Source organism: Streptomyces sp. NPDC060194 (assembly GCF_042728285.1).
GTDB lineage: Bacteria > Actinomycetota > Actinomycetes > Streptomycetales > Streptomycetaceae > Streptomyces.
In genome coordinates this window covers 22,480-41,458 of the sequence record NZ_JBHWZH010000024.1, presented here as the reverse complement: position 1 = coordinate 41,458, position 18,979 = coordinate 22,480, and the positions used below count along the sequence as shown (strand labels likewise).

Sequence of the window (18,979 nt, the reverse complement as noted above, 5' to 3'; positions counted from 1 at the left end):
TGAACCACGGCCCGCACCTTCCGCGCACCGAGACAGGAGTCGCCCGATGCAGTTCCTCCACGACCTTCCCTCCGCGTTCCGCTGGGGGGTGGCGACCTCGGCCTACCAGATCGAGGGCGCGACCACCGCCGACGGACGGGGCCGGTCCGTCTGGGACACGCTGTGCGAGGTCCCCGGCGCGGTGGAGCGGGGGGAGAACGGCGACACGGCCTGCGACCACTACCACCGCTGGGCCGAGGACGTCGGGGTGATGCGGGAGCTGGGGGTGAGCGACTACCGCTTCTCGCTGGCGTGGCCGCGGGTCGTCCCGAACGGCGACGGCGTGGTCAACCGGGCCGGTCTGGCGTTCTACGACCGCCTCGTGGACGGCCTGCTGGAGGCGGGCATCCGCCCGTACGCGACGCTCTACCACTGGGACCTGCCGCAGGCGCTGCAGGACCGCGGCGGCTGGCCGGAGCGCGCGACGGCGGAGCGGTTCGGCGCGTACGCGGCGGTGGTGGCCGAAACCCTGGGCGACCGGGTGCGGAACTGGGCGACGCTCAACGAGCCGTACTGCTCGGCCTGGCTCGGTCACCTGGAGGGCCTGCACGCCCCGGCGCTGCGGGACCTGGACGCGGCCGTGCGGGCGTCCTACCACCTCCTGCTCGGCCACGGGCTCGCCGCGCAGGCCCTGCGGGCGCATGCCGCGCTCACGCCGGACGTCGGCATCGCCGTCAACCTGAGCCCCTGCGAGCCCGCCACGGACTCCGAGGCCGACCGCGAGGCCGCCCGGCGGGCCGACGGGCACCACAACCGCTGGTGGCTCGACCCGGTGCACGGCCGCGGCTTCCCCGCGGACATGCGCGAGGTGTACGGCGTCGAGCTGCCCGAACGACCCGGTGACGCCGAGACGATCGCCACTCCGCTCGACCACATCGGCGTCAACTACTACTTCCGGCAGGTCGTCGCCGACGCCCCCGGCCGGCCGGCGCCCTCCTTCGACATCCTTCCCGTCCCCGGGGCCCCGACGACGGCGATGGGCTGGGAGGTCCACCCCGAGGGCCTGGAACGCACTCTCGTGCGGCTGCACGAGGACTACGCCCCGGCCTCGATCGTGATCACCGAGAACGGGTCCGCCCAGCACGACACCGCCGGGGCCGACGGAACCGTGCACGACCCCGAGCGGATCGACTTCCTGGAGCGCCACCTGGAGGTTTGCGCGGACGCCGTGCGCCGGGGCGTGCCGCTGGACGGCTACTACGCCTGGTCGCTGATGGACAACTTCGAGTGGAACTTCGGCTACGGCAGGCGCTTCGGGCTCGTCCACGTCGACTACGCGACCCAGCGGCGCACGCTCAAGTCCAGCGGGAGGCGCTTCGCCGAGCTGATCGCAGCGCACCGCACGGCGGCCGCCCGGACCTGACCGGGCCCGCGCCACCGCACCCGCCGCCACCCCGCCCGTAGGGAGAGAGACCGTGTTCGCGCCGTATCCCGTACTCCGTCGGCAACTGCGCGCCATGCTCCGGGACAAGGAGGAGCAGGGTCGCGACGTCACCGGCATGGCGGGCCGCCTGGAGGAGCTGCCGGACGACTACCAGGCCCTGTCCGACCTGGCGGCCGAGATCGACGCGTCACCGGTGCGCGCGGACTGGCCGTACACCGAACCCAGCGACCTGGCGGGGATCCGCGCCGAGCAGGCCCCGTCCGCCCGCGACAGCCCGGCCGCGGACAGCCCGGCGCCGGGGTTCCTGGCGGCGGCGGGGGAGCGGGCGCGGGCGGGGTTCCTGGGGTCGGTGGCGGGCTGCGTCCTGGGCAAGCCGGTCGAGGTCATGCCGACCCTCGACGAGCTGCGGTCGGCGCTGGAACGGCTGGGGGAGTGGCCGTTGCGCGACTACATCCCCGCCGGGCTGCGCACGGAGGGCGGCTTCCGCGCCTTCCATCCGGACTGGCCGGGCACGACGCGGGGGAACATCACCCGGGTCGTCCCCGACGACGACATCAACTACACGCTGCTGGGACTGATGACCCTGGAGCGGTACGGGGCCGGCTTCACCAAGGTCCACCTGCGCCGGATGTGGCTCGACAACGTCGCCCTCGGCCAGACCTGGGGACCGGAGCGGGCCTTCCTCACCCGGCAGGGCCTCGCGATGGGCCTGGACGACTACCCCGTGATGACGGCCGAGGAGCTGGAGGATCTGCCGGCCCGGCTCAACCCCGGCGACGAGCTGTGCGGCGCGATGATCCGGGCGGACGCCTACGGCTACGCCTGCCCGGGACGCCCCGACATCGCGGCCGAACTCGCATGGCGCGACGCGTCGTTGACCCACCGCGGCAACGGCGTCTACGGGGCGATGTTCGCGGCCGCCGCCATCTCCGCGGCCTTCACGGCGAAGGACCCGCTGGACGTCTTCGCCACCGCGCTGCACTACGTGCCCCAGCGCAGCCGCTTCTTCGCCATCGTCTCGGACTCGCTCGCGCTGGTGGCGGAGGCGGGCGACTGGCTGGAGGGCTACCGGGCGATCCACGGCCGGTACGCGCAGTACGGCCACTGCCGGGTCTTCCAGGAGAGCGGCACCCTGATCAACACGCTGCGCTTCGCGACGGACGTCGGCGACGGCATCTGCAAGCAGGTCAGCCAGGGCAACGACACCGACAGCTACGGGGCGACGGCCGGCTCGCTCCTGGGCGTGTACTTCGGCCCCGGCCACCTGGAGGAACGGTGGACCGCGCCGTTCGGCGACGTGCTGCACACGCGGCTGGCCGGGTGGTACGAGAACTCGCTGTCCGCCGCGGCCGACCGGGTGGCGGCGCTCCCCGCGCGCGTCCTGGGCCCCGACGGGTCGCCGGCCCCCGCCCTCCCGTGACCGGCGGCGCCCGCGGGCTCGCGAGCGCCGCCCGTCACACCGGTCAGGATCCGACGATCTCGCCGTCGTCGAGGAACCGCTCGAACGAGCCGACCGGCTCGCCGCCGTCCCTCTCCTTCTTCCTGATCACGTCGGCGGAGTACTGCGCCAGGTACACGCGGCGGTAGCGGTCGGTCAGGTTGGGCCCGCTGCGGTGGATCATCACGCTCGAGAACACCACGACGGACCCGGCAGGCGCGACGACGGGCACCCCGGGGTCGGAGCCGAAGTAGCAGACCATGTCGTTGGTCCGCTCGTCCTTGACGTGCTTGACATAGGAGCGGATGCCGGAGCGGGAGTAGGGGAGCAGGTAGACCGCGCCGTTCTCCTCGGTGACGTCGTCGAGCGCGATCCAGACCGTCAGGTACGGCTCGTGGTCCTCGTGCACGTAACCGGAGTCCTGGTGCCACGCGAAGGCCGTGTCCTGGTCGGCGGCCTTGATGACGTACTGCTCCCAGAACAGGTAGGCGTCGGGGCCGAGGACGGCACGGCAGACGTCCGCCATGGTCTCGCCGAAGAGGAACGCGCGCAGCTCCGGCAGGTCCTCGTAGATCATGTTGCTGAAGTAGCGCTTGCCGCGGGCGTTGATGCCCTGGCGGTCGGTGCCGGCCGCGTCCATCGCCGCGTCGGCCTTGGCGACGGAGTGGTCGGCGCCGCCGCGCAGCAGCTCGAGTTCCTCGGGCCGCAGCGCCGACTCGATGACGAAGTAGCCCTCGCGATGGTACTGGTCGGCCATCTCTTTGGTGACCAGGGTGGTACGGGTCTGCTCGACTGACGTCATGGGTGGCCTCTCCCTGTGCTGACGGGTGCGCCGGGTGATGTGGTGCCGTTGTCCGGTGCCCGCAACGCTAGGGCGCGCGCCGGAACGCGGGAATGGATGTCCTGGCCGATGCATGTACGTTCTGAGCGATGAACTCGGGACTGCGGATCTTCCAGGTCGACGGACGGCGGACCCGGCTCGGCCGGATCCTGCTCGCCGGCGAGGTCGTCGACGCCGAGCCCGCGCCGTCCGACGAGCTCAGGGTGCTGCCGGGCTGGGTCGTCTCCCATGTCGTCGCCGGCAGCGGCACCTACCGCCAGGGCGGCGGACACGAGCGGGCGATCCTGCCCGGCATGGTCACGGTGGTCGCCCCGGGCGTGCCCCACCGGTACGGAACGCCTCCGGGGGGCCGCTGGACGGAGCTCTTCACCGTCGTCACCGGCCCGCTGACCGACACGCTCGCCGCGACCGGCGTCCTGGCCGGGAGCGGCCCCCACCGCCCGCGGACCCCGCTCTCGGCGTCCGCGCTCGCGGCCGTGATCGCCGCCGACCGGCCCACCGCCGCCGACGCGGAACGCCAACTCCTGGCGCTGGCCGCCCTGCTGGTCGACATCACGGCGGCCGGCGCCACCGCCCCGCACGACCCCGTCGCGGAGGCGTGCGCCCTGCTGACCGCGGACCTGCAGGGTCCCGTCGACCTGCGGGAGGTCGCGGCGGCGGTCGGGCTGCCGTACGACACCTTCCGGCGGCGGTTCGCGGCCGCGGTGGGGCTGGCTCCGCTGGCCTACCGGAACGAGCGCCGGCTCCGGGACGCCGCGGGGCTGCTGCGGATGACCACGATGACGGTCCGGCAGATCGCGCGCCTCTACGGCTTCCACGACGAGTTCCACTTCTCCCGCCGCTTCCGCGCGCACTTCGGGGAACCGCCCACCGCCTACCGCCGCCGCAGCAGATGAGCGGCGACGGTCAGAGGGCCGCCTGGTCGATCACGCTGAGCGGATCGTCCCCCGCCACGCTCGCGAACGGCGTGCTGCCGTGGTGCGCCTTGCGGTAGCTGCCCGGCGAGGCGTCGCAGGCCTCCGTGAAGTGCGCGTAGAAGCTGCTCTGCGAGCCGAAGCCGACGGCGGTGGATATCTCGGCGACGGGGCGGTCCGTCGTGATCAGCAGCCGTTGGGCCTCCGCCACCCGGCACTGGTTGACGTAGCCGTTCAGGGTCACGCCCAGCACCTCCTTGAACAGCGACATGGCGTAGTGGGGGTGCAGCGGGACGCTGGCCGCGATGCGCTCGGCGGTGAGGGGTTCGCGGAAGTGCGCGGTGATGAACTGCGCCAGGCGGGCGGTGTGCTCGACCGACCGGTGCCCCCCGGGCCCGTCCGTCTCCGGCGCGCCGGGGAAGGACTGGTGGACGAGCCTGCGCATCCGCGCCTCCATCTCCAACAGGGCGATGCGGTGCAGTTCGGCGTCGTCCGTGGTCAGGTCGGCCTGCCACCGGCGCAGCAGGTCGGCATCGCCCTTCTGGCGGCCGGCGCCGCCGGTCCGTACGGACTGGCCGTGCAGCAGGGCCGTCACGCCGGCCGCCGGCATCCGCCAGCCGAGGAACGTGGTCAGCGGGATGTACAGCCACCCCATGCGGGTCCCGGGAGTGACGTGGATCAGCTTGTGCGGTATCCCGGCCCAGAACGCCACCAGTTCCCCGGGGGCGAAGGTGAGCCGGCGGCCGCCCACGATGTAGACCAGTTCGCTGTCCATGGCGAGGTTGACCTCGATGTCGTCGTGCCGGTGGGCCCGTTCCATCAGGCCGGGAGTGCCGTGCCAGCAGGCGAGCATCGAGGGATCGGTCCGGGGAGTGAGGGATTCCAGCATCTGAGGATCCAGGAAGGTCGAAGGAGCCGACAGGAGGAACCTGCAGGCCGGGCGCGGTTTAGTGAGTGTGTCAGCAGTGTTCCACCCGCATTAAGCCACGTCGACGCGCGGGAGCGGAGTCCGCTCCCCCCGTCGAGGTGGCCGAGGAGGTGGCCGGCGCGGCTCCGGGACGGGCCGCAGGAGCGGACGAGCGGAAGGGGAGGAACGATGGCGGCAGCCTGCGGCGGAACACCCAGGCTCGGCGTGAACTACGTGCCGAGCGGCAACTGGTGGTTTTCGTGGCTCGAGTGGGACCCGGCGTCGGTCCTCGACGACCTGCGCGCCGTGTCGGGCCTGGGCATGGACCACGTCCGCGTCCAGCTGCTGTGGCCCGTGTTCCAGCCCGATCCGGCCGTCGTGAACCGCACGGCCCTCCGCCGGCTGGTCGAACTCATGGACCTGGCCGACCACCCCGACGTGCGTCTGGACGTCTCGGTGTCCGTGCTCGACGGCTGGCTCAGCGGGTTCACCTTCCTTCCGGCCTGGCTGGGAGACCGCTGCATGATCACGGACGAGGACGTCGTCCGCGCCGAACTCCTGCTGTTCGACGCGGTGGCCGATTACGTGGGCGGGCACCCCCGCTTCCTCGGCCTCGACCTCGGCAACGAGCTGTCGGTCCCCAACGGCCGGGTGGCTCCTGCCGCCGGGGACCGGTGGGCCGCGCGCCTGCTGGACCACTGCGAGGCGATCGCGCCGGGCCGCCTCCACGTCAACGGAGTCGACCACCAGCCCTGGTTCGAGGGCCGCACGTTCTCCCCGGCTGGCGCCGCCGCACACGGCGGTGCCAGCGTCCTGCACTGCTATCCGCACTGGACGGGGGCCATCGAGCGCTACGGCCGGGACGGCACCGGAGTCCTGCACCTCGGCGAGTACATGGCCGAACTCGCCGAGGCGTACGCCGAGCGCCCCGGGCGGCCGAAGTGGCTCCAGGAGTTCGGGGCCTCGCCGGTGGAACGCCCGGCGGAGACGATTCCCGACTGGGCCGAGACCTTCGTCCGCAACACCCTGACGTCCCGGGGCGTCTGGGGCTGCACCTGGTGGGGCAGCCACGACGTCGACCGCCGGTACTCGGCCTTCGTGGAGTACGAGTACGACCTCGGACTCCTGACCGTGGACAACGAGGTCAAGCCGACCGGCGCCCGCCTCGCCCGGCTGGTCGAGGAGCTGCGGACCGATCCCGTACGACCCGTCGACCGCCACGTCGGACTGGTCCTCCCCGCGGGGCGGGGCAAGGGGCTGGAGGCCGCCGACCGCTTCTTCTCCCTCGTCGACGAGGGGGTCAGGCCGGCGCTGGTCCTGTCCGAACACGTCGACGACGCCCCGCGCCTGGCCGCGCGCGGCATCCGTGAACTGATCACCGACTGACGGTCGCCCCACCGCACCGTCACCCCTCCCCGCGTTCCCCACGCCGCTCCCGGGGCGCCGCGTGGTGCTCGGGCACGGCCCGGGAAAGAGGACGTACCACCGCATGAGGCGTGAACGCGTAACGGCGGCAGACGAACTGCCGCCGACCGATCTCCCTTGGAGGCGCACGATGAGGTACCCCACGAGAACCGCCACCGCAGCCGCCGTCGTGGTGTGCGTGCTGAGCGCCGGCGCCGTACCGGCCGGCGCCGCATCGGGCGAGCGACGAGACGGCCGCGGCACCTACTACGTCAGCGCCTCGGGCTCGGACGCCAACGACGGGCGCTCCCCGCGGTCCCCCTTCCGCACCATCCAGCACGCGGCCGACCTGACCCGGCCCGGCGACACCGTGCAGATCATGAACGGCACGTACCGGGACACGTCCAACGAGGGCGTGGTCATGGTCCGGAACTCCGGCACGGCCGGTGCTCCCATCACCTACACCAACTACCGGAACCACCGGCCGAAGATCGCGCCCGTGACGGGCTGGAACGGCATCGTGCTCATCGGCGCCTCGCACATCGTCATCGACGACCTCGAGATCGAGGGCAACGCGCGGAACCTGACGCTGGAGGACGCCACCGCCAAGGCCGATCCGAGGAAGCCGGCCTACAACCAGAACTGCGTCGTCGCCCGCGAGGGCGCGGACAAGCTCCCCTGGTCGCACGTGACGTTCCGGAACATCCACGCGCACGACTGCCCCGGTGGCGGCATCGCCACGACCGGTGGTGACTACATCACCATCGAGGACAACCTGGTCCACTCCAACGCGAACTACGCCGTGTACGCCAACAGCGGCATCTCCGTCCTGGCGCCCGAGGCGGTCGACGAATCCCGCGAGATCAAGGTCTCCATCCAGCGCAACGTCGTCCACGACAACGAGTCCAAGGTGAAGTGGGTCGTGTGCGGCTGCATCTCCGACGGCAACGGCATCATCATCGACACCACGATCCACCCGGACACCAGCGGCGGCGTCTACACGGGGCGGTCGCTGATCGCGAACAACATCAGCTTCGACAACGGCGGTTCGGGGATCCACGCCTACAAGAGCGCGGACGTCGACATCGTGAACAACACGACCTACCTCAACTCCCGCAGTCCCGCCCTCAGTTATCCGAACGTGGGCGCCTGGGGCAGCAAGGACGTCCGGGTCCTGAACAACATCTCCGTCGCCAGGCCGGGCAAGGAGACCAACTTCGCGCACGACAACGTGAACGTGGTCTACGACTACAACGTCTACTGGGGCGGTCTGAAGCCCCGGACCGCGGGCCCCCACGACCTGATCGCCGACCCGCTCCTCAGGAACCCGGGCACGGACCCCGAGACGGCCGACTTCCGGATCGAGCGGGGCTCCCCGGCGGGTGACTCGGGCACGCGGTTCGACGAGGTCGGGCGGGACTTCACCGGCAAGCGGCGCCCCCAGGGGCCGGCCTACGACCGCGGCGCCTTCGAACTCCGCGGCCGACACTGACTCCGGTCACCTCGGCGCGCAGGAGCCCGCACCCCCTCCGAACGCGCCGAGCGGACCGCGGCGGTGCGACCGACCACGTCCCGGCGGGCCGCCGCCCCCGCCCGCCGGGACGTGCACCAGCCCGCACCGCGCCGCCGAACGCACCACAGAGCGATCCCCCAGCACCCCGATCCACCAGAGCGATGTGCGCACCGCGCACCCTGCGCACCGATGAAAGAGGTCCGCGTCGTGGTCTCCCTCCGTCCCCCTTCGCCCGCTCCGGCGCAGCCGATGCGCTTCCCCGTGCTGTTCCCGGACCCGCAGGCGGCCCCCGACCGGCGTACCCGGCTGCTCCTCCACCAGACGTCCACCGAGCTGCCCTCGGTCGTCTGGTGCGGGACGGCGGCGGGCGCGGGAAGCGCCGAGGGCGCCGCCTGGAGCGCCGAGGAGGCCGAGCGCGCCGCCGGCGCCGAGTCGGCCGTGCCCCTCCTGCCGGAGCACTGGCGGGGCTGGTTCGGGCGCCCCGGACTGAGCGGCCACCGCCTGGCCGGCACCGTCGGCGAGCCCGCCGCCGGCCGGGACTGGGCGCCGGCGTTCACCCTGACCGGCGCCCGGGTCGACGGCGACGTCCTCACCATGGAGGCGCACGACCCCGTCGCCCAGTTGTCCCTGACCACGACCGTGGAGTCACTTCGGGGCGGCCCGCTGCGGGTGCGCCACGCGCTCGCCAACACCGGACGCTCGCCCTACGTCGTGGACCATCTCGACGTCGTCGTCCCCGTGCCGACCTCGGCCTGCGAGGGCCTCGACTTCACCGGCAGGATCCTGCACGAACGCACCCCCCAGCGCCGGCCGGTCGTCGACGGGCTGTGGCTGCGCGAGAGCCGCAGAGGCAAGCCGGGCGCCGACTCCGCGACGCTGAGCGTCGTCGGCACCAGCGGCTTCGGGTTCGCGGACGGCGAGGTGTGGGCCGTGCACGTGGCGTGGAGCGGCAACCAGGTCTACCGCACCGAGCGGAAGGACGGCGGCCTCACGATCGGCGGCGGGGAACTGCTGCTGCCCGGCGAGGCCGTCCTCGGCCAGGGCGAGACGTACGAGACCCCGTGGGTGTACTTCGCCTCCTCCGACGCCGGACTCGACGGGCTGGCCGGGCAGTTCCACGGCTTCCTGCGGTCGGTCGCCACCCGTCCCGCCTCGCCCCGGCCGGTGAACTTCAACGTGTGGGAGGCCGTGCTCTTCCGCCACGACTCCGCGGAACTGGTCGAGCTCGCCGAACTCGCCGCCGAGGTGGGAGCCGAACGGTACGTCCTGGACGACGGGTGGTTCCACGGCCGACGGGGGGACGACGCGGGGCTGGGCGACTGGTGGGTCGACGGGACCGTGTTCCCGGACGGACTGAAGCCCCTCGTCACCCGCGTCCGCGACCTCGGCATGCAGTTCGGGATCTGGATCGAGCCGGAGATGGTCAACCCCGACTCGGACCTCTACCGCCTGCACCCCGAGTGGACCCTGTCCACGGGAGACCGGGTGCCGCTGCTCGAACGCAACCAGCTCGTCCTGGACCTCTCCCGGCCCGAGGTCGTCGCCTACCTGCTCGAGCACATCGACGCCCTGCTCACCGAGCACGACATCGCGTACGTGAAGTGGGACCACAACCGGGCGCTGCTGGACGCCGGTTCGGGGCGGGTCGCGGGCCGGCCGGCCGTCCACGCGCAGACCCTCGGCTACTACGCCCTGCTCGACGAGCTCCGTCGCCGCCATCCGCAGGTGGAGTGGGAGTCCTGCTCGAGCGGAGGCGCCCGCATCGACCTGGAGGTGCTCCAGCGCGTCGAACGGGTCTGGACCTCCGACATGACCGACGCCGTGGCGCGGCAGCCGATCCAGCGCTGGACCGGCCAGCTCCTCCCGCCGGAGTACATGGGCGCGCACGTCGCCGCGCCCTTCTCGATGTACTCCGGCCGCTACATGCCCCTCGCGTTCCGGGCCGCCACGGCCTTCTTCGGGCACTTCGGCATCGAGTGGGACGTCCGGGAGACCGACCCGCTGGAGCGGGCCGCGCTCAGGGGCTGGGTGGAGCTCTACAAGAGGCACCGCACGCTCCTGCACTCCGGGAAGGTGGTGCGGCTGGACACTCCGGAGGGGCATCCGTGGATGCACGGGGTCGTCGCCCCGGACGCCACCGCCGCCCTCATGGCCTGCGTGCAGTTCGACGACGGGCTCAACACCGCACCCGTGCGGATGACGATCCCCGGGCTGCTGCCCGAGCGGCGGTACCGCGTGCGCTCGATCCATCCTCCGACGGAGGTGGCCGTCTCCCGGGCCGACCGCGTCCCGAGGCTGCCGGAGGAGGGCGCCGTGGTGTCGGGGGCCGTGCTCGGCCGCGTCGGGGCCACCCTGCCGCAGTTGTGCCCCCTGCAGATCGTGCTGCTGCTGGCGGAAGCCGTCTGAACCGCGCGGCACGAGTGGACGAACGCTCCCGGCCGGCCCCCGGCCCGCCGCCCCCCCGGGCCCGCCGCACCGCCCGCCGGTCAAGCCGTGCGCAAGCCCAGAATCCCACGACGTCAGGTGACCTCGATGCTCGATCGACTGGAACGGCCGCGGAGCCTCGCCTCGCACCAGGCCCCGCCCACGCCTGTGAAGAACACCGCGAAGAACGCCCGGGGGGACACCGCCCGGAACCGGCCGGGGGAGTCCCGATGGCGCCGGCTGCGCCGGGACCGGCTGCTGCTCCTGTGCGCCCTGCCCGGAACCGCCGTCCTGCTGCTCTTCCAGTACGTCCCGCTCCTGGGGAACGTCATCGCGTTCCAGGACTACCAGCCGTTCATCGGCATCAGGAACAGCGAGTGGGTGGGGCTCCGCAACTTCGAGGTCATCTTCAACGGCGACCCGCAGTTCCTCAACGCGCTGCAGAACACGCTGATCCTGCTCTTCCTGCAGGTCGTCCTCGTCTTCCCGGCCCCCATCGTGCTGGCGATCGCGCTCAACACGCTGTCCTCGGAGCGGATCAAGCGGCTCGTGCAGAGTGTGCTCTACATGCCGCACTTCCTGTCCTGGGTCATCGTCGTGGCGATCTTCCAGCAGTTCCTCGGCGACGTCGGCGTGCTCAACAGCGCGCTGCGCGAGGCCGGCGCGGGCTCGATCAGCGTCATCGGCAACGTCGAGTGGTTCAAGGCGCTGCTCACCAGCCAGGTGATGTGGAAAGACACCGGCTGGGCCACGATCCTCTTCCTGGCCGCCCTGTCCCAGATCCCGCCGTCCCTCTACGAGGCCGCGAGCGTCGACGGGGCGAACAAGTGGCGCCAGATGTGGCACGTCACCCTGCCCGGCCTGCGCGGGATCATCATCCTGCTGCTGATCCTGCGGCTCGGGGACGCCGTCACCGTCGGCTTCGAGCAGATCATCCTCCAACAGGGACCCGTGGGCCGCGACGTCAGCGAGGTGCTCGACACCTACGTCTACAACAACGGCATCGTCGGCGGCGAGTGGGGCGTCAGCGCCGCCGTCGGACTGGTGAAGGGGCTCGTCGGCGTCGCCCTGGTGCTGGGCGCCAACAAGATCGCCCACCTGTTCGGAGAGCGAGGGATCTACACGTCATGACCTCCCCTTCTGTCCGCCCCCGCGACCCCGTCCCGCTCCGCCTCCGGTCCGGGCTCGCCGGCCTCGCCAAGACGGTGTTCTTCACCCTGGCCTGCGCCGTCGTGATCGTCCCGTTCGTCGGAATGGTCTCCACCAGCCTGGCGTCACGCGAGCAGATCACCGCCGCCGGCGGCTACGTGATGTGGCCGGACGCCCCCACCCTCGACGCCTACGTGGCGATCTTCGACGGGGGAGTCGTCACCCGCGCCCTCGCGGTCAGCGTCGGGGTCACGCTGACCGGGACCCTGATCAGCCTGACGGGCACGGCGCTGCTCGCCTACAGCCTGAGCCGGCCCGGGTCCTTCGCCCACAAGCCGCTGCTCATGACGGTGCTGTTCACCCTGCTGTTCTCGCCCGGGATCATCCCCAGCTACCTGCTCGTGAAGAACCTCGGGATGATCGACAGCTACTGGTCGATCATCCTGCCCACCGCGATCAACGCGTTCAACGTGATCGTCATGCGCGCCTTCTTCATGGACCTGCCGCAGGAACTCCTGGAGAGCGCCCGGATCGACGGCGCGAGCGACGTCACCGTGCTCGTACGGATCATCCTCCCGCTGTCGCGGGCGGTGCTCGCCGTCATCGGGCTGTTCTACGCGGTCTCCTACTGGAACGCGTTCTTCGCTCCGCTGCTGTACCTGAACGACGCCTCCAAGTGGCCGCTGCAACTGGTCCTGCGGACGTACGTGGTCAACAACACCGAACTCGGCGTCGACCAACTGAGCGCCTCCATGGAGGCGCTGCCGCCGCAGCAGTCCATCCAGATGGCGATCCTGCTCGTCTCGATCCTCCCCATCCTCCTGGTCTACCCCTTCCTGCAACGGCATTTCACCAAGGGAATGCTGACGGGCGCGGTGAAGGGATGAGGGCCGGGAACCCACCGAACGGAAACGAGGGGCTCATGAACGACAACCACAGCGCACCCAGCCGCCGCACCGTCCTGCGCGGGACCGCCGTCGCGCTCGCCGCCGCCTCGGTGGGCGGTCCGCTCCTGACGGCGTGCGGCGGAGGCGGGGGCGGCGGTGCGGCCGGGATCGGCGAGCGCGTCGAGCTGCCCGGCCACATGCCGAGCAGGAACGGCGTCGAGCCCGACCTGGCCAGGGTCCACGCGGACGGCTCCGACGGGTACCTCACCTTCCCCGAGGAGACGTACAGGTCGGTCCGCAAGGCGCCCGGCAAGGGCGGGAAGGTCACCGGCTTCGTCCAGACCTACTCACCGGTCCCGCCGGGCCCCGACCGCAACAAGTACTGGCGCGAGCTCAACGGCCGGCTCAACGCCGACCTGCGGATGAGCATCGTCGGCGCCGGCGACTACAAGACCAAGATCGCCACCCTCGTCGCCGGCGACGACCTGCCCGACTTCATGCAGATCACCCACGGGGCGGTGCCGGAACTGGCGCCGTTCCTCGACGCCAAGTGCCAGGACCTCAGCGAGTTCCTGGCCGGCGACGAGATCAAGAACTATCCCAACCTCGCCAACTTCCCCCAGGCGTGCTGGAAGGGGACGGCCGTCAACGGCGGGCTCTACGGCCTGCCCATACCCCGCCCGCGCGCCGTCATGGCCCTCTTCAGCCGGGACGACCTGCTGGAGGAACGGGGCATCGACCCCGCACCCGCAACCTTCGACGAGCTCTTCGCCGCCATGAAGGAGTACACCGACCCCAGGAAGAACCGGTTCGGGACCTCCTCCCCGCTCGGCATGTACCGCTACACCCTGCAGATGCTGGGCCTGCCGAACAGCTGGAAGTCCGAGGGCGGCAAGCTCACCGCCGTCGACGAGCTGGAGGAGGCGAAGCAGGCCCTCGACGCGCTGGCCAAGGTCCGCAAGGCCGGCCTGTTCCACCCCGACTCCTTCCTCGCCACCGCCCCGAACAGCCAGTGGTTCAACGCCGGCACGATCGCGTTCACCCAGAACCCGAACAACAGCTGGGTCGACCTCTACGAGCAGAACGTCGCCGGCGACTCCTACCGGATCACCGGCCGGCCCGCCTTCTCCTTCGAGCAGGGCGTCACCCCCACGCCGTGGATGCAGGAGGCCTCGTTCTGGGGCGGCTTCAGCGTCGTCAGGAAGAGCAGCAAGGACCGCGTCAGAGAGCTGCTGGACATCGCGAACTGGCTCGCCGCGCCCTTCGGGAGCGAGGAGTACCTCTTCCGCCGCTACGGCCTCGAAGGGCTCCACCACAAGCGGGACGCCGACGGCGCCCCGGTCCTCACCGACCAGGGGAAGACGGAGACGTCGGTGGGCGTCAAGTTCATCACCGACTCGCCCTACGTCTTCACCTACCCGGCCAACCCGGACGTGGTGCGGGGCATGCACGACTTCGAGAAGGTCTTCTTCGAGACGGCGGTGGACAACCCCGGCCTCGGGTTCTACTCGCCCACGCTGACCCGCAAGGGCGCCCAGCTCCAGCAGATCCTCGACGAGTCCTGCATCGAGATCCTCCAGGGCCGCAAGCCCGTCTCCTCCTGGGACGACACGATGCAGCGGTGGCGGCAGAGCGGCGGGGACCGCGCGCGCGAGGAACTGCAGAAGGCCATCGAAGCGGCCTGACGAGCCCACCCCGCGGGGCGGCCGCCCGGCCGCCCCGCACCGCACCGAGCACCGGAAGGGAGAACGCGATGGCGGCCACCGCTGCCCCACCGCCCCCGGAGGACCGCGCCGCATCGCCGCTCACCGGCTGGACCCGCGCCCACTGGGAGCACACCGCGGACCGGCTCCTCGCGGCCGTACGCCCCTACGCCTCCAGCACCCACGCCCTGATCGACCTGCCGGGACCGGCCGGCCGGTCGGGCCGGCACAGCGACGGACTGGAGGGCTTCGCCCGGACGTTCCTGCTGGCGGCCTTCCGCCTCGCCGGGACGAAGGAGGCGGACCCGCTCCACCTGGCCGAGCACTACGCCCGCGGCCTGGCCGCCGGGACGGACCCCGCCTCCCCCGAGCGCTGGCCCACCCTGCGCGACACCCCGCAGGCGAAGGTGGAGGCCGCCTCCGTCGTGCTCGCCCTGCACGAGACCCGCCCGCTGATCTGGGACCGTCTGGACGACGCCGTGCGGCAGCGGGTCGTCGAGTGGCTGACGCCCGCGGTCGGCCAGGTGCCGAGCCGCAACAACTGGGCGTGGTTCCAGGGGGTGACCAACGGGTTTCTGCGCTCGGTCGGCGGACCGTGGTCCCCCGGCGACGTCGAGGCCGTCATGGCCCTGAACGAGGAGTTCTACGTCGGCGACGGCTGGTACGCCGACGGCACCGAACGGCCGGGCGACCACCGGAGGTTCGACTACTACTCCGGCTGGGCCATGCACTTCTACCCGCTCTGGTTCTGCCGCATCGCCGGCGAGGACGCCTACGCGGAGCAGGCCGCGCTCTACCGCGAGCGGCTCTCCCGCTACCTCCAGGACGCCGTGCACCTCGTCGGCGCCGACGGAGCGCCCCTCTTCCAGGGGCGCTCGCTGACCTACCGCACGGCGGTCGCGGCCCCGTTCTGGACCGGTGCGCTCTTCGACGCCACACCCCTCGCCCCCGGCCTGACCAGGCGGCTCGCGAGCGGGGTGCTGCGCTACTTCCTCGACGCCGGCAGTGTCGACGACCGCGGGCTGCTCTCCCTGGGGTGGCGCGACGCGTTCCCCGACATCCGGCAGCCGTACTCCGGTCCGGCGTCGCCGTACTGGGCCGGCAAGGGCTTCGCCGGGCTCCTGCTGCCCGCCGACCACCCGGTGTGGACCGCCGTGGAGGAGCCGCTGCCGGTCGAGCAGGCCGACACGGAGTTCCCGCTCCCCGGCCCCGGCTGGCTCGTCTCGGGGACCCGCGGGGACGGGATCGTCCGGCTGGTCCAGCACGGCGGGGACCACGCCGATCCGAGGTTCCTGGAACCCGACGACAGCGTGTACGCGCGGCACGCGTACGCCACGGCCGCCGGACCGGCCGTGGGCGGCACCGCGGACTCCCTCCCTCTCGACTCCCACGTCGCGCTGGTCCGCGCCGACGGCGCGCCGTCCCTGCGGCGGCCCTGGCGGCGGCTGCGCCTGGACGGCCGGGTGGGGATCTCCCGCCACCGCGCCCACTGGCTCGACGGCGAGCTCCCCGACTACTTCGCCCCCGACTCCTCCCGGTTCACCACCGGCCCCGTGGTGACCACCGCGTCGGTGCTGCACCGCGGCGCGGAGGTACGGCTGGCGCGCGTCGACGTCCGGCGGCCGGAGGACCGCGACGCCGGGTCCGACCCCGCCGACGCCCCCGGCCTCGCCGAGGACCACGGGCCGTGGACGCTCGTCATGAGCGGCCTGCCCGTCGCGGACGACGCACCCGTCCGCAGCCGACTCGCGCCCGCACGGGCCGACGTGGCGGCGGCGAACGGCCTGACCAGCACGGCGATCGGCCTGCGGGGGCTCACGCAGGCGGCGGCCGTGGACGCCGACGGCACCAACGCCTTCGGCCGCCACGCGGCCGTCCCCACCGTCGCCGGCGGCGAGCCCGTGCGCCCCGGCGAGGTCTACGCGGCCCTGCTGGTCCTCGCCGGCGACCCCGCGATCACCACCGCCGCCGAGGCGGTGACCCTCGACGTGGCGAAGGACGCGCACGGCACCCGGGTGCGCGTCGACTGGGGCGACGGGCACCGCGACGAGCTGCGCCTCGACCCGCCCGGCGGCACGACGGAGACGACATGACCCGACGACCGCGGTGCGCGCTGGCCATGGCCGCGTACCTGCCCGCCCGGCTCTTCACCCCCGCCGACCGCGCCCGCATGGAGGCCCTGGGCGAGGTGGAGCCGGTGGTGCTCACGGACTTCGACGCCCCCGGGGCCCGGCGCGTCCTCGCCGAGGTGGACGTCCTGGTCACCGGATGGGAGTCGCCCTACATCGACGCGGCGGTGCTCGACCGCGCGCCGCGCCTGCGCGCCGTGCTGCACACCGCCGGAACGGTGAAGCACCACGTCCACCCGGTCTGCTTCGAACGGGGCCTGGCCGTCACCAGCGCGGCGGGCGCCAACGCCCTGCCGGTCGCCGAGTACACGCTGGCCTGGATCCTGCTGGCCGGCAAGGGCGTGATGGCGCTCAAGGAGCGCTACGCACGGGAACGCACGGCCGTCCCCCTGCACCGCGAGTACCCGGAGATCGGCAACGCCGGACGGCACGTCGGCATCATCGGCGCCTCCCGGATCGGACGGCGGGTCATCGAGCTCCTGCGGCCGCACGACGTCCTGGTCTCCGTCCACGACCCGTACCTCGACGCCGCCGGCGCCAAGGCCCTGGGGGTCCGCACGCTTCCCCTGGACGAGCTGCTCGAACAGTGCTCGGTGGTCAGCGTCCACGCGCCGTTGACCGACCGGACCCGCGGGATGCTGGACCGCCGCCGGCTCGGCCTGCTCCGCGACGGCTCGACGCTCCTCAACACCGCCCGCGGCGCCCTGATCGACCAGCGTGCGCTCACCGAGGAGCTGGTCGCGGGCCGCCTGCACGCCGTCCTGGACGTCACGGACCCCGAGGTCCTGCCCGCGGACTCGCCCCTGTACGAACTGCCGAACGTCGTGCTGACCCCGCACCTGGCCGGCTCCTCCGGCAACGAGCTGACCCGGCTCGGCCGCGCGGCGGTGGACGAGCTCGAACGGTTCGTGCACGGCCGGCCCTTCCGTGCACCCGTGGCCGGACCCGATCTCGACCGCACCGCCTGACCCCGCACCGGAAAGAGAGACCGACCATGACTTCCGAGACATCCGGCGCCCGTCCCCCGCGCATTCTGCTGCGCTCCGCCTGGCAGACGGTGAACATCGGCGACGTGGCCCACACGCCGGGCATGCTGGCCCTGCTGGAGAAGCATCTCCCCGACGTCGAGGTGCAGTTGTGGCCGAGCGCGGTGGACAACGGGGTGGAGGCCCAGATCACCGCCCGGTTCCCGCGCGTGCGGATCTGGGAGAAGACCGCGGAGAACTTCGCGGCGGCCGTCGCCCACAACGACTTCCTGCTCCACGGCTCGGGGCCGAAGCTCATGGGGGCGCCGGAGATCGCCCGCTGGGCGCAGAGCGGGAAGCCGTACGGGATCCTCGGCATCACCCTCCAGGAGACCGACGAGGAGACGGTCCGCCTGCTGAGCGGCGCCGAGTTCGCCTACTTCCGCGACTCCGTCTCCCTGGCCCGGGCGCGGGAGGTCGGCGTGCGCGCGCCCGTGACGGCCTTCGCCCCCGACAGCGCGTTCGCCGCCGACCTCTTCGACGAAACCCCCGCCCGCGCCTTCCTCGACGCCCACGGCCTGGAGGACGGCAGGTTCCTCTGCTGCCTCAGCAGGCTGCGGGTGAGCCCGTACTGGGACATCTACGACCGGCCCATGAGCGCGCAGGACCGGCGCGACCACGCCCACAACGAGCGGATGAAGGAGCAGGACCACGCCCCGCTGCGCGCCGCGATCGAGGCGGTGGTGCGGGAGACCGGGCTGAAGGTCCTGCTCAGCCCCGAGGACAGCTCCCAGATGCGGATATCGCGGGAGAACGTCTACGACCGGCTGCCGTCGGACGTCCGCGACAGGGTGGTGTGGCGGGAGGACTTCTGGAGCCTGGGCGAGGCGCTGAGCGTCCACGCCCGGTCGGCCGGGCTCTTCGGCAACGAGATGCACTCGCCGATCATGGCCGTCGGCCACGGTGTGCCCGCCCTGGTATGCCGCTGGGAGGAGCAGACGTCCAAGGGGTTCATGTGGCACGACATCGGGCTCGGTGACTGGCTGTTCGACATGGACGACCCGGCCTCCGCGGCCGGGGTCGCGCCCGCCGTCCTGCGCGTGGCCGCCGACCCCGCCGCCGCGCGGGCCAGGGCCGAGGAGGCCCGGGACAGGGTGCACCGGATGCAGGAGGAGTCGATGCGGATCCTGGCGGGCGCGCTCGACGCGGCGCGAGGGCGCTGACGGGGGCGGGTGCCGGCGCGGCGGGCCGGGGGCGGAACACCCGGCAGTGTGAGGGCGGC

14 protein-coding genes are annotated in these 18,979 nt (G+C 72.3%); 12 read left to right on the top strand and 2 right to left on the bottom strand.

Annotation, left to right across the window (positions count from 1 at the left end; all coding sequences use genetic code 11):
• Positions 1 to 46 precede the first annotated feature (46 nt).
• Together ACFWEG_RS08155 and ACFWEG_RS08150 are read left to right on the top strand one after the other, a co-directional pair.
• Positions 47 to 1,402 carry a GH1 family beta-glucosidase gene (locus ACFWEG_RS08155; protein ID WP_387210526.1) on the top strand — a complete coding sequence of 452 codons (1,356 nt, stop codon included), beginning with the start codon at positions 47 to 49 and terminating at the stop codon, positions 1,400 to 1,402.
• A gap of 94 nt (positions 1,403 to 1,496) precedes the next feature.
• Complete coding sequence (locus ACFWEG_RS08150; protein WP_387210523.1) at positions 1,497 to 2,843, top strand: ADP-ribosylglycohydrolase family protein; 1,347 nt, start codon at positions 1,497 to 1,499, stop codon at positions 2,841 to 2,843.
• A gap of 43 nt (positions 2,844 to 2,886) precedes the next feature.
• Here the strand turns inward: ACFWEG_RS08150 and ACFWEG_RS08145 are convergent, their stop codons facing one another.
• Positions 2,887 to 3,663, bottom strand: a complete 777-nt coding sequence (locus ACFWEG_RS08145; RefSeq protein ID WP_387210520.1) for a phytanoyl-CoA dioxygenase family protein — start codon at positions 3,661 to 3,663, stop codon at positions 2,887 to 2,889.
• A gap of 128 nt (positions 3,664 to 3,791) precedes the next feature.
• Here ACFWEG_RS08145 and ACFWEG_RS08140 point away from each other — a divergent pair, with 128 nt between their 5' ends.
• Positions 3,792 to 4,598, top strand: a complete 807-nt coding sequence (locus tag ACFWEG_RS08140) for an AraC family transcriptional regulator (RefSeq protein ID WP_387210517.1) — start codon at positions 3,792 to 3,794, stop codon at positions 4,596 to 4,598.
• A gap of 10 nt (positions 4,599 to 4,608) precedes the next feature.
• On the opposite strand, the gene ACFWEG_RS08135 is transcribed toward ACFWEG_RS08140, so the two are convergent.
• Entirely contained in the window at positions 4,609 to 5,505 is an 897-nt protein-coding gene (locus ACFWEG_RS08135) for a helix-turn-helix domain-containing protein (RefSeq protein WP_387210514.1), read from the bottom strand.
• A 243-nt stretch (positions 5,506 to 5,748) separates the two neighbouring features.
• Here ACFWEG_RS08135 and ACFWEG_RS08130 point away from each other — a divergent pair, with 243 nt between their 5' ends.
• The 9 genes from ACFWEG_RS08130 (at position 5,749) to ACFWEG_RS08090 (ending at position 18,920) form a co-directional block, all read left to right on the top strand.
• Positions 5,749 to 6,909 (top strand): glycosyl hydrolase, encoded by a 1,161-nt coding sequence (locus tag ACFWEG_RS08130; RefSeq protein ID WP_387210511.1) that lies wholly within the window; start codon positions 5,749 to 5,751, stop codon positions 6,907 to 6,909.
• A gap of 169 nt (positions 6,910 to 7,078) precedes the next feature.
• Positions 7,079 to 8,419, top strand: coding sequence for a right-handed parallel beta-helix repeat-containing protein (locus ACFWEG_RS08125; RefSeq protein WP_387210509.1), 1,341 nt, complete (start codon positions 7,079 to 7,081; stop codon positions 8,417 to 8,419).
• A 210-nt stretch (positions 8,420 to 8,629) separates the two neighbouring features.
• Positions 8,630 to 10,846, top strand: coding sequence for an alpha-galactosidase (locus ACFWEG_RS08120; RefSeq protein ID WP_387210506.1), 2,217 nt, complete (start codon positions 8,630 to 8,632; stop codon positions 10,844 to 10,846).
• 126 nt (positions 10,847 to 10,972) lie between these two features.
• Positions 10,973 to 11,995 carry an ABC transporter permease gene (locus ACFWEG_RS08115; RefSeq protein WP_387210503.1) on the top strand — a complete coding sequence of 341 codons (1,023 nt, stop codon included), beginning with the start codon at positions 10,973 to 10,975 and terminating at the stop codon, positions 11,993 to 11,995.
• Positions 11,992 to 12,900 (top strand): carbohydrate ABC transporter permease, encoded by a 909-nt coding sequence (locus ACFWEG_RS08110; protein ID WP_387210500.1) that lies wholly within the window; start codon positions 11,992 to 11,994, stop codon positions 12,898 to 12,900. Before ACFWEG_RS08115 ends, ACFWEG_RS08110 begins: the two co-directional genes overlap by 4 nt.
• A 35-nt stretch (positions 12,901 to 12,935) precedes the next feature.
• Positions 12,936 to 14,585 (top strand): hypothetical protein, encoded by a 1,650-nt coding sequence (locus ACFWEG_RS08105; RefSeq protein ID WP_387210497.1) that lies wholly within the window; start codon positions 12,936 to 12,938, stop codon positions 14,583 to 14,585.
• Positions 14,586 to 14,653: 68 nt separating this feature from the next.
• A complete protein-coding gene (locus ACFWEG_RS08100; protein WP_387210494.1) occupies positions 14,654 to 16,696 on the top strand; it encodes a DUF2264 domain-containing protein in 2,043 nt (680 codons plus the stop codon).
• Positions 16,693 to 17,700 (top strand): hydroxyacid dehydrogenase, encoded by a 1,008-nt coding sequence (locus ACFWEG_RS08095; protein WP_387210491.1) that lies wholly within the window; start codon positions 16,693 to 16,695, stop codon positions 17,698 to 17,700. The genes ACFWEG_RS08100 and ACFWEG_RS08095 overlap by 4 nt, the downstream gene beginning before the upstream one ends.
• Positions 17,701 to 17,726: 26 nt before the next feature.
• Positions 17,727 to 18,920: a polysaccharide pyruvyl transferase family protein gene (locus ACFWEG_RS08090; protein WP_387210488.1), complete on the top strand. Its 1,194-nt coding sequence runs from the start codon at positions 17,727 to 17,729 to the stop codon at positions 18,918 to 18,920.
• The last annotated feature ends 59 nt before the right edge of the window (positions 18,921 to 18,979 follow it).

What these genes read in the sequence shown, in the direction of transcription:
- ACFWEG_RS08155 (WP_387210526.1), top strand. Translation starts at nt 47, where the DNA reads ATGCAGTTCCTCCACGACCTTCCCTCCGCGTTCCGCTGGGGGGTGGCG.
- ACFWEG_RS08150 (WP_387210523.1), top strand. Translation starts at nt 1,497, where the DNA reads ATGCTCCGGGACAAGGAGGAGCAGGGTCGCGACGTCACCGGCATGGCG.
- ACFWEG_RS08145 (WP_387210520.1), bottom strand. Translation starts at nt 3,663, where the DNA reads ATGACGTCAGTCGAGCAGACCCGTACCACCCTGGTCACCAAAGAGATG.
- ACFWEG_RS08140 (WP_387210517.1), top strand. Translation starts at nt 3,792, where the DNA reads ATGAACTCGGGACTGCGGATCTTCCAGGTCGACGGACGGCGGACCCGG.
- ACFWEG_RS08135 (WP_387210514.1), bottom strand. Translation starts at nt 5,505, where the DNA reads ATGCTGGAATCCCTCACTCCCCGGACCGATCCCTCGATGCTCGCCTGC.
- ACFWEG_RS08125 (WP_387210509.1), top strand. Translation starts at nt 7,079, where the DNA reads ATGAGGTACCCCACGAGAACCGCCACCGCAGCCGCCGTCGTGGTGTGC.
- ACFWEG_RS08120 (WP_387210506.1), top strand. Translation starts at nt 8,630, where the DNA reads ATGAAAGAGGTCCGCGTCGTGGTCTCCCTCCGTCCCCCTTCGCCCGCT.
- ACFWEG_RS08115 (WP_387210503.1), top strand. Translation starts at nt 10,973, where the DNA reads ATGCTCGATCGACTGGAACGGCCGCGGAGCCTCGCCTCGCACCAGGCC.
- ACFWEG_RS08110 (WP_387210500.1), top strand. Translation starts at nt 11,992, where the DNA reads ATGACCTCCCCTTCTGTCCGCCCCCGCGACCCCGTCCCGCTCCGCCTC.
- ACFWEG_RS08105 (WP_387210497.1), top strand. Translation starts at nt 12,936, where the DNA reads ATGAACGACAACCACAGCGCACCCAGCCGCCGCACCGTCCTGCGCGGG.
- ACFWEG_RS08100 (WP_387210494.1), top strand. Translation starts at nt 14,654, where the DNA reads ATGGCGGCCACCGCTGCCCCACCGCCCCCGGAGGACCGCGCCGCATCG.
- ACFWEG_RS08095 (WP_387210491.1), top strand. Translation starts at nt 16,693, where the DNA reads ATGACCCGACGACCGCGGTGCGCGCTGGCCATGGCCGCGTACCTGCCC.
- ACFWEG_RS08090 (WP_387210488.1), top strand. Translation starts at nt 17,727, where the DNA reads ATGACTTCCGAGACATCCGGCGCCCGTCCCCCGCGCATTCTGCTGCGC.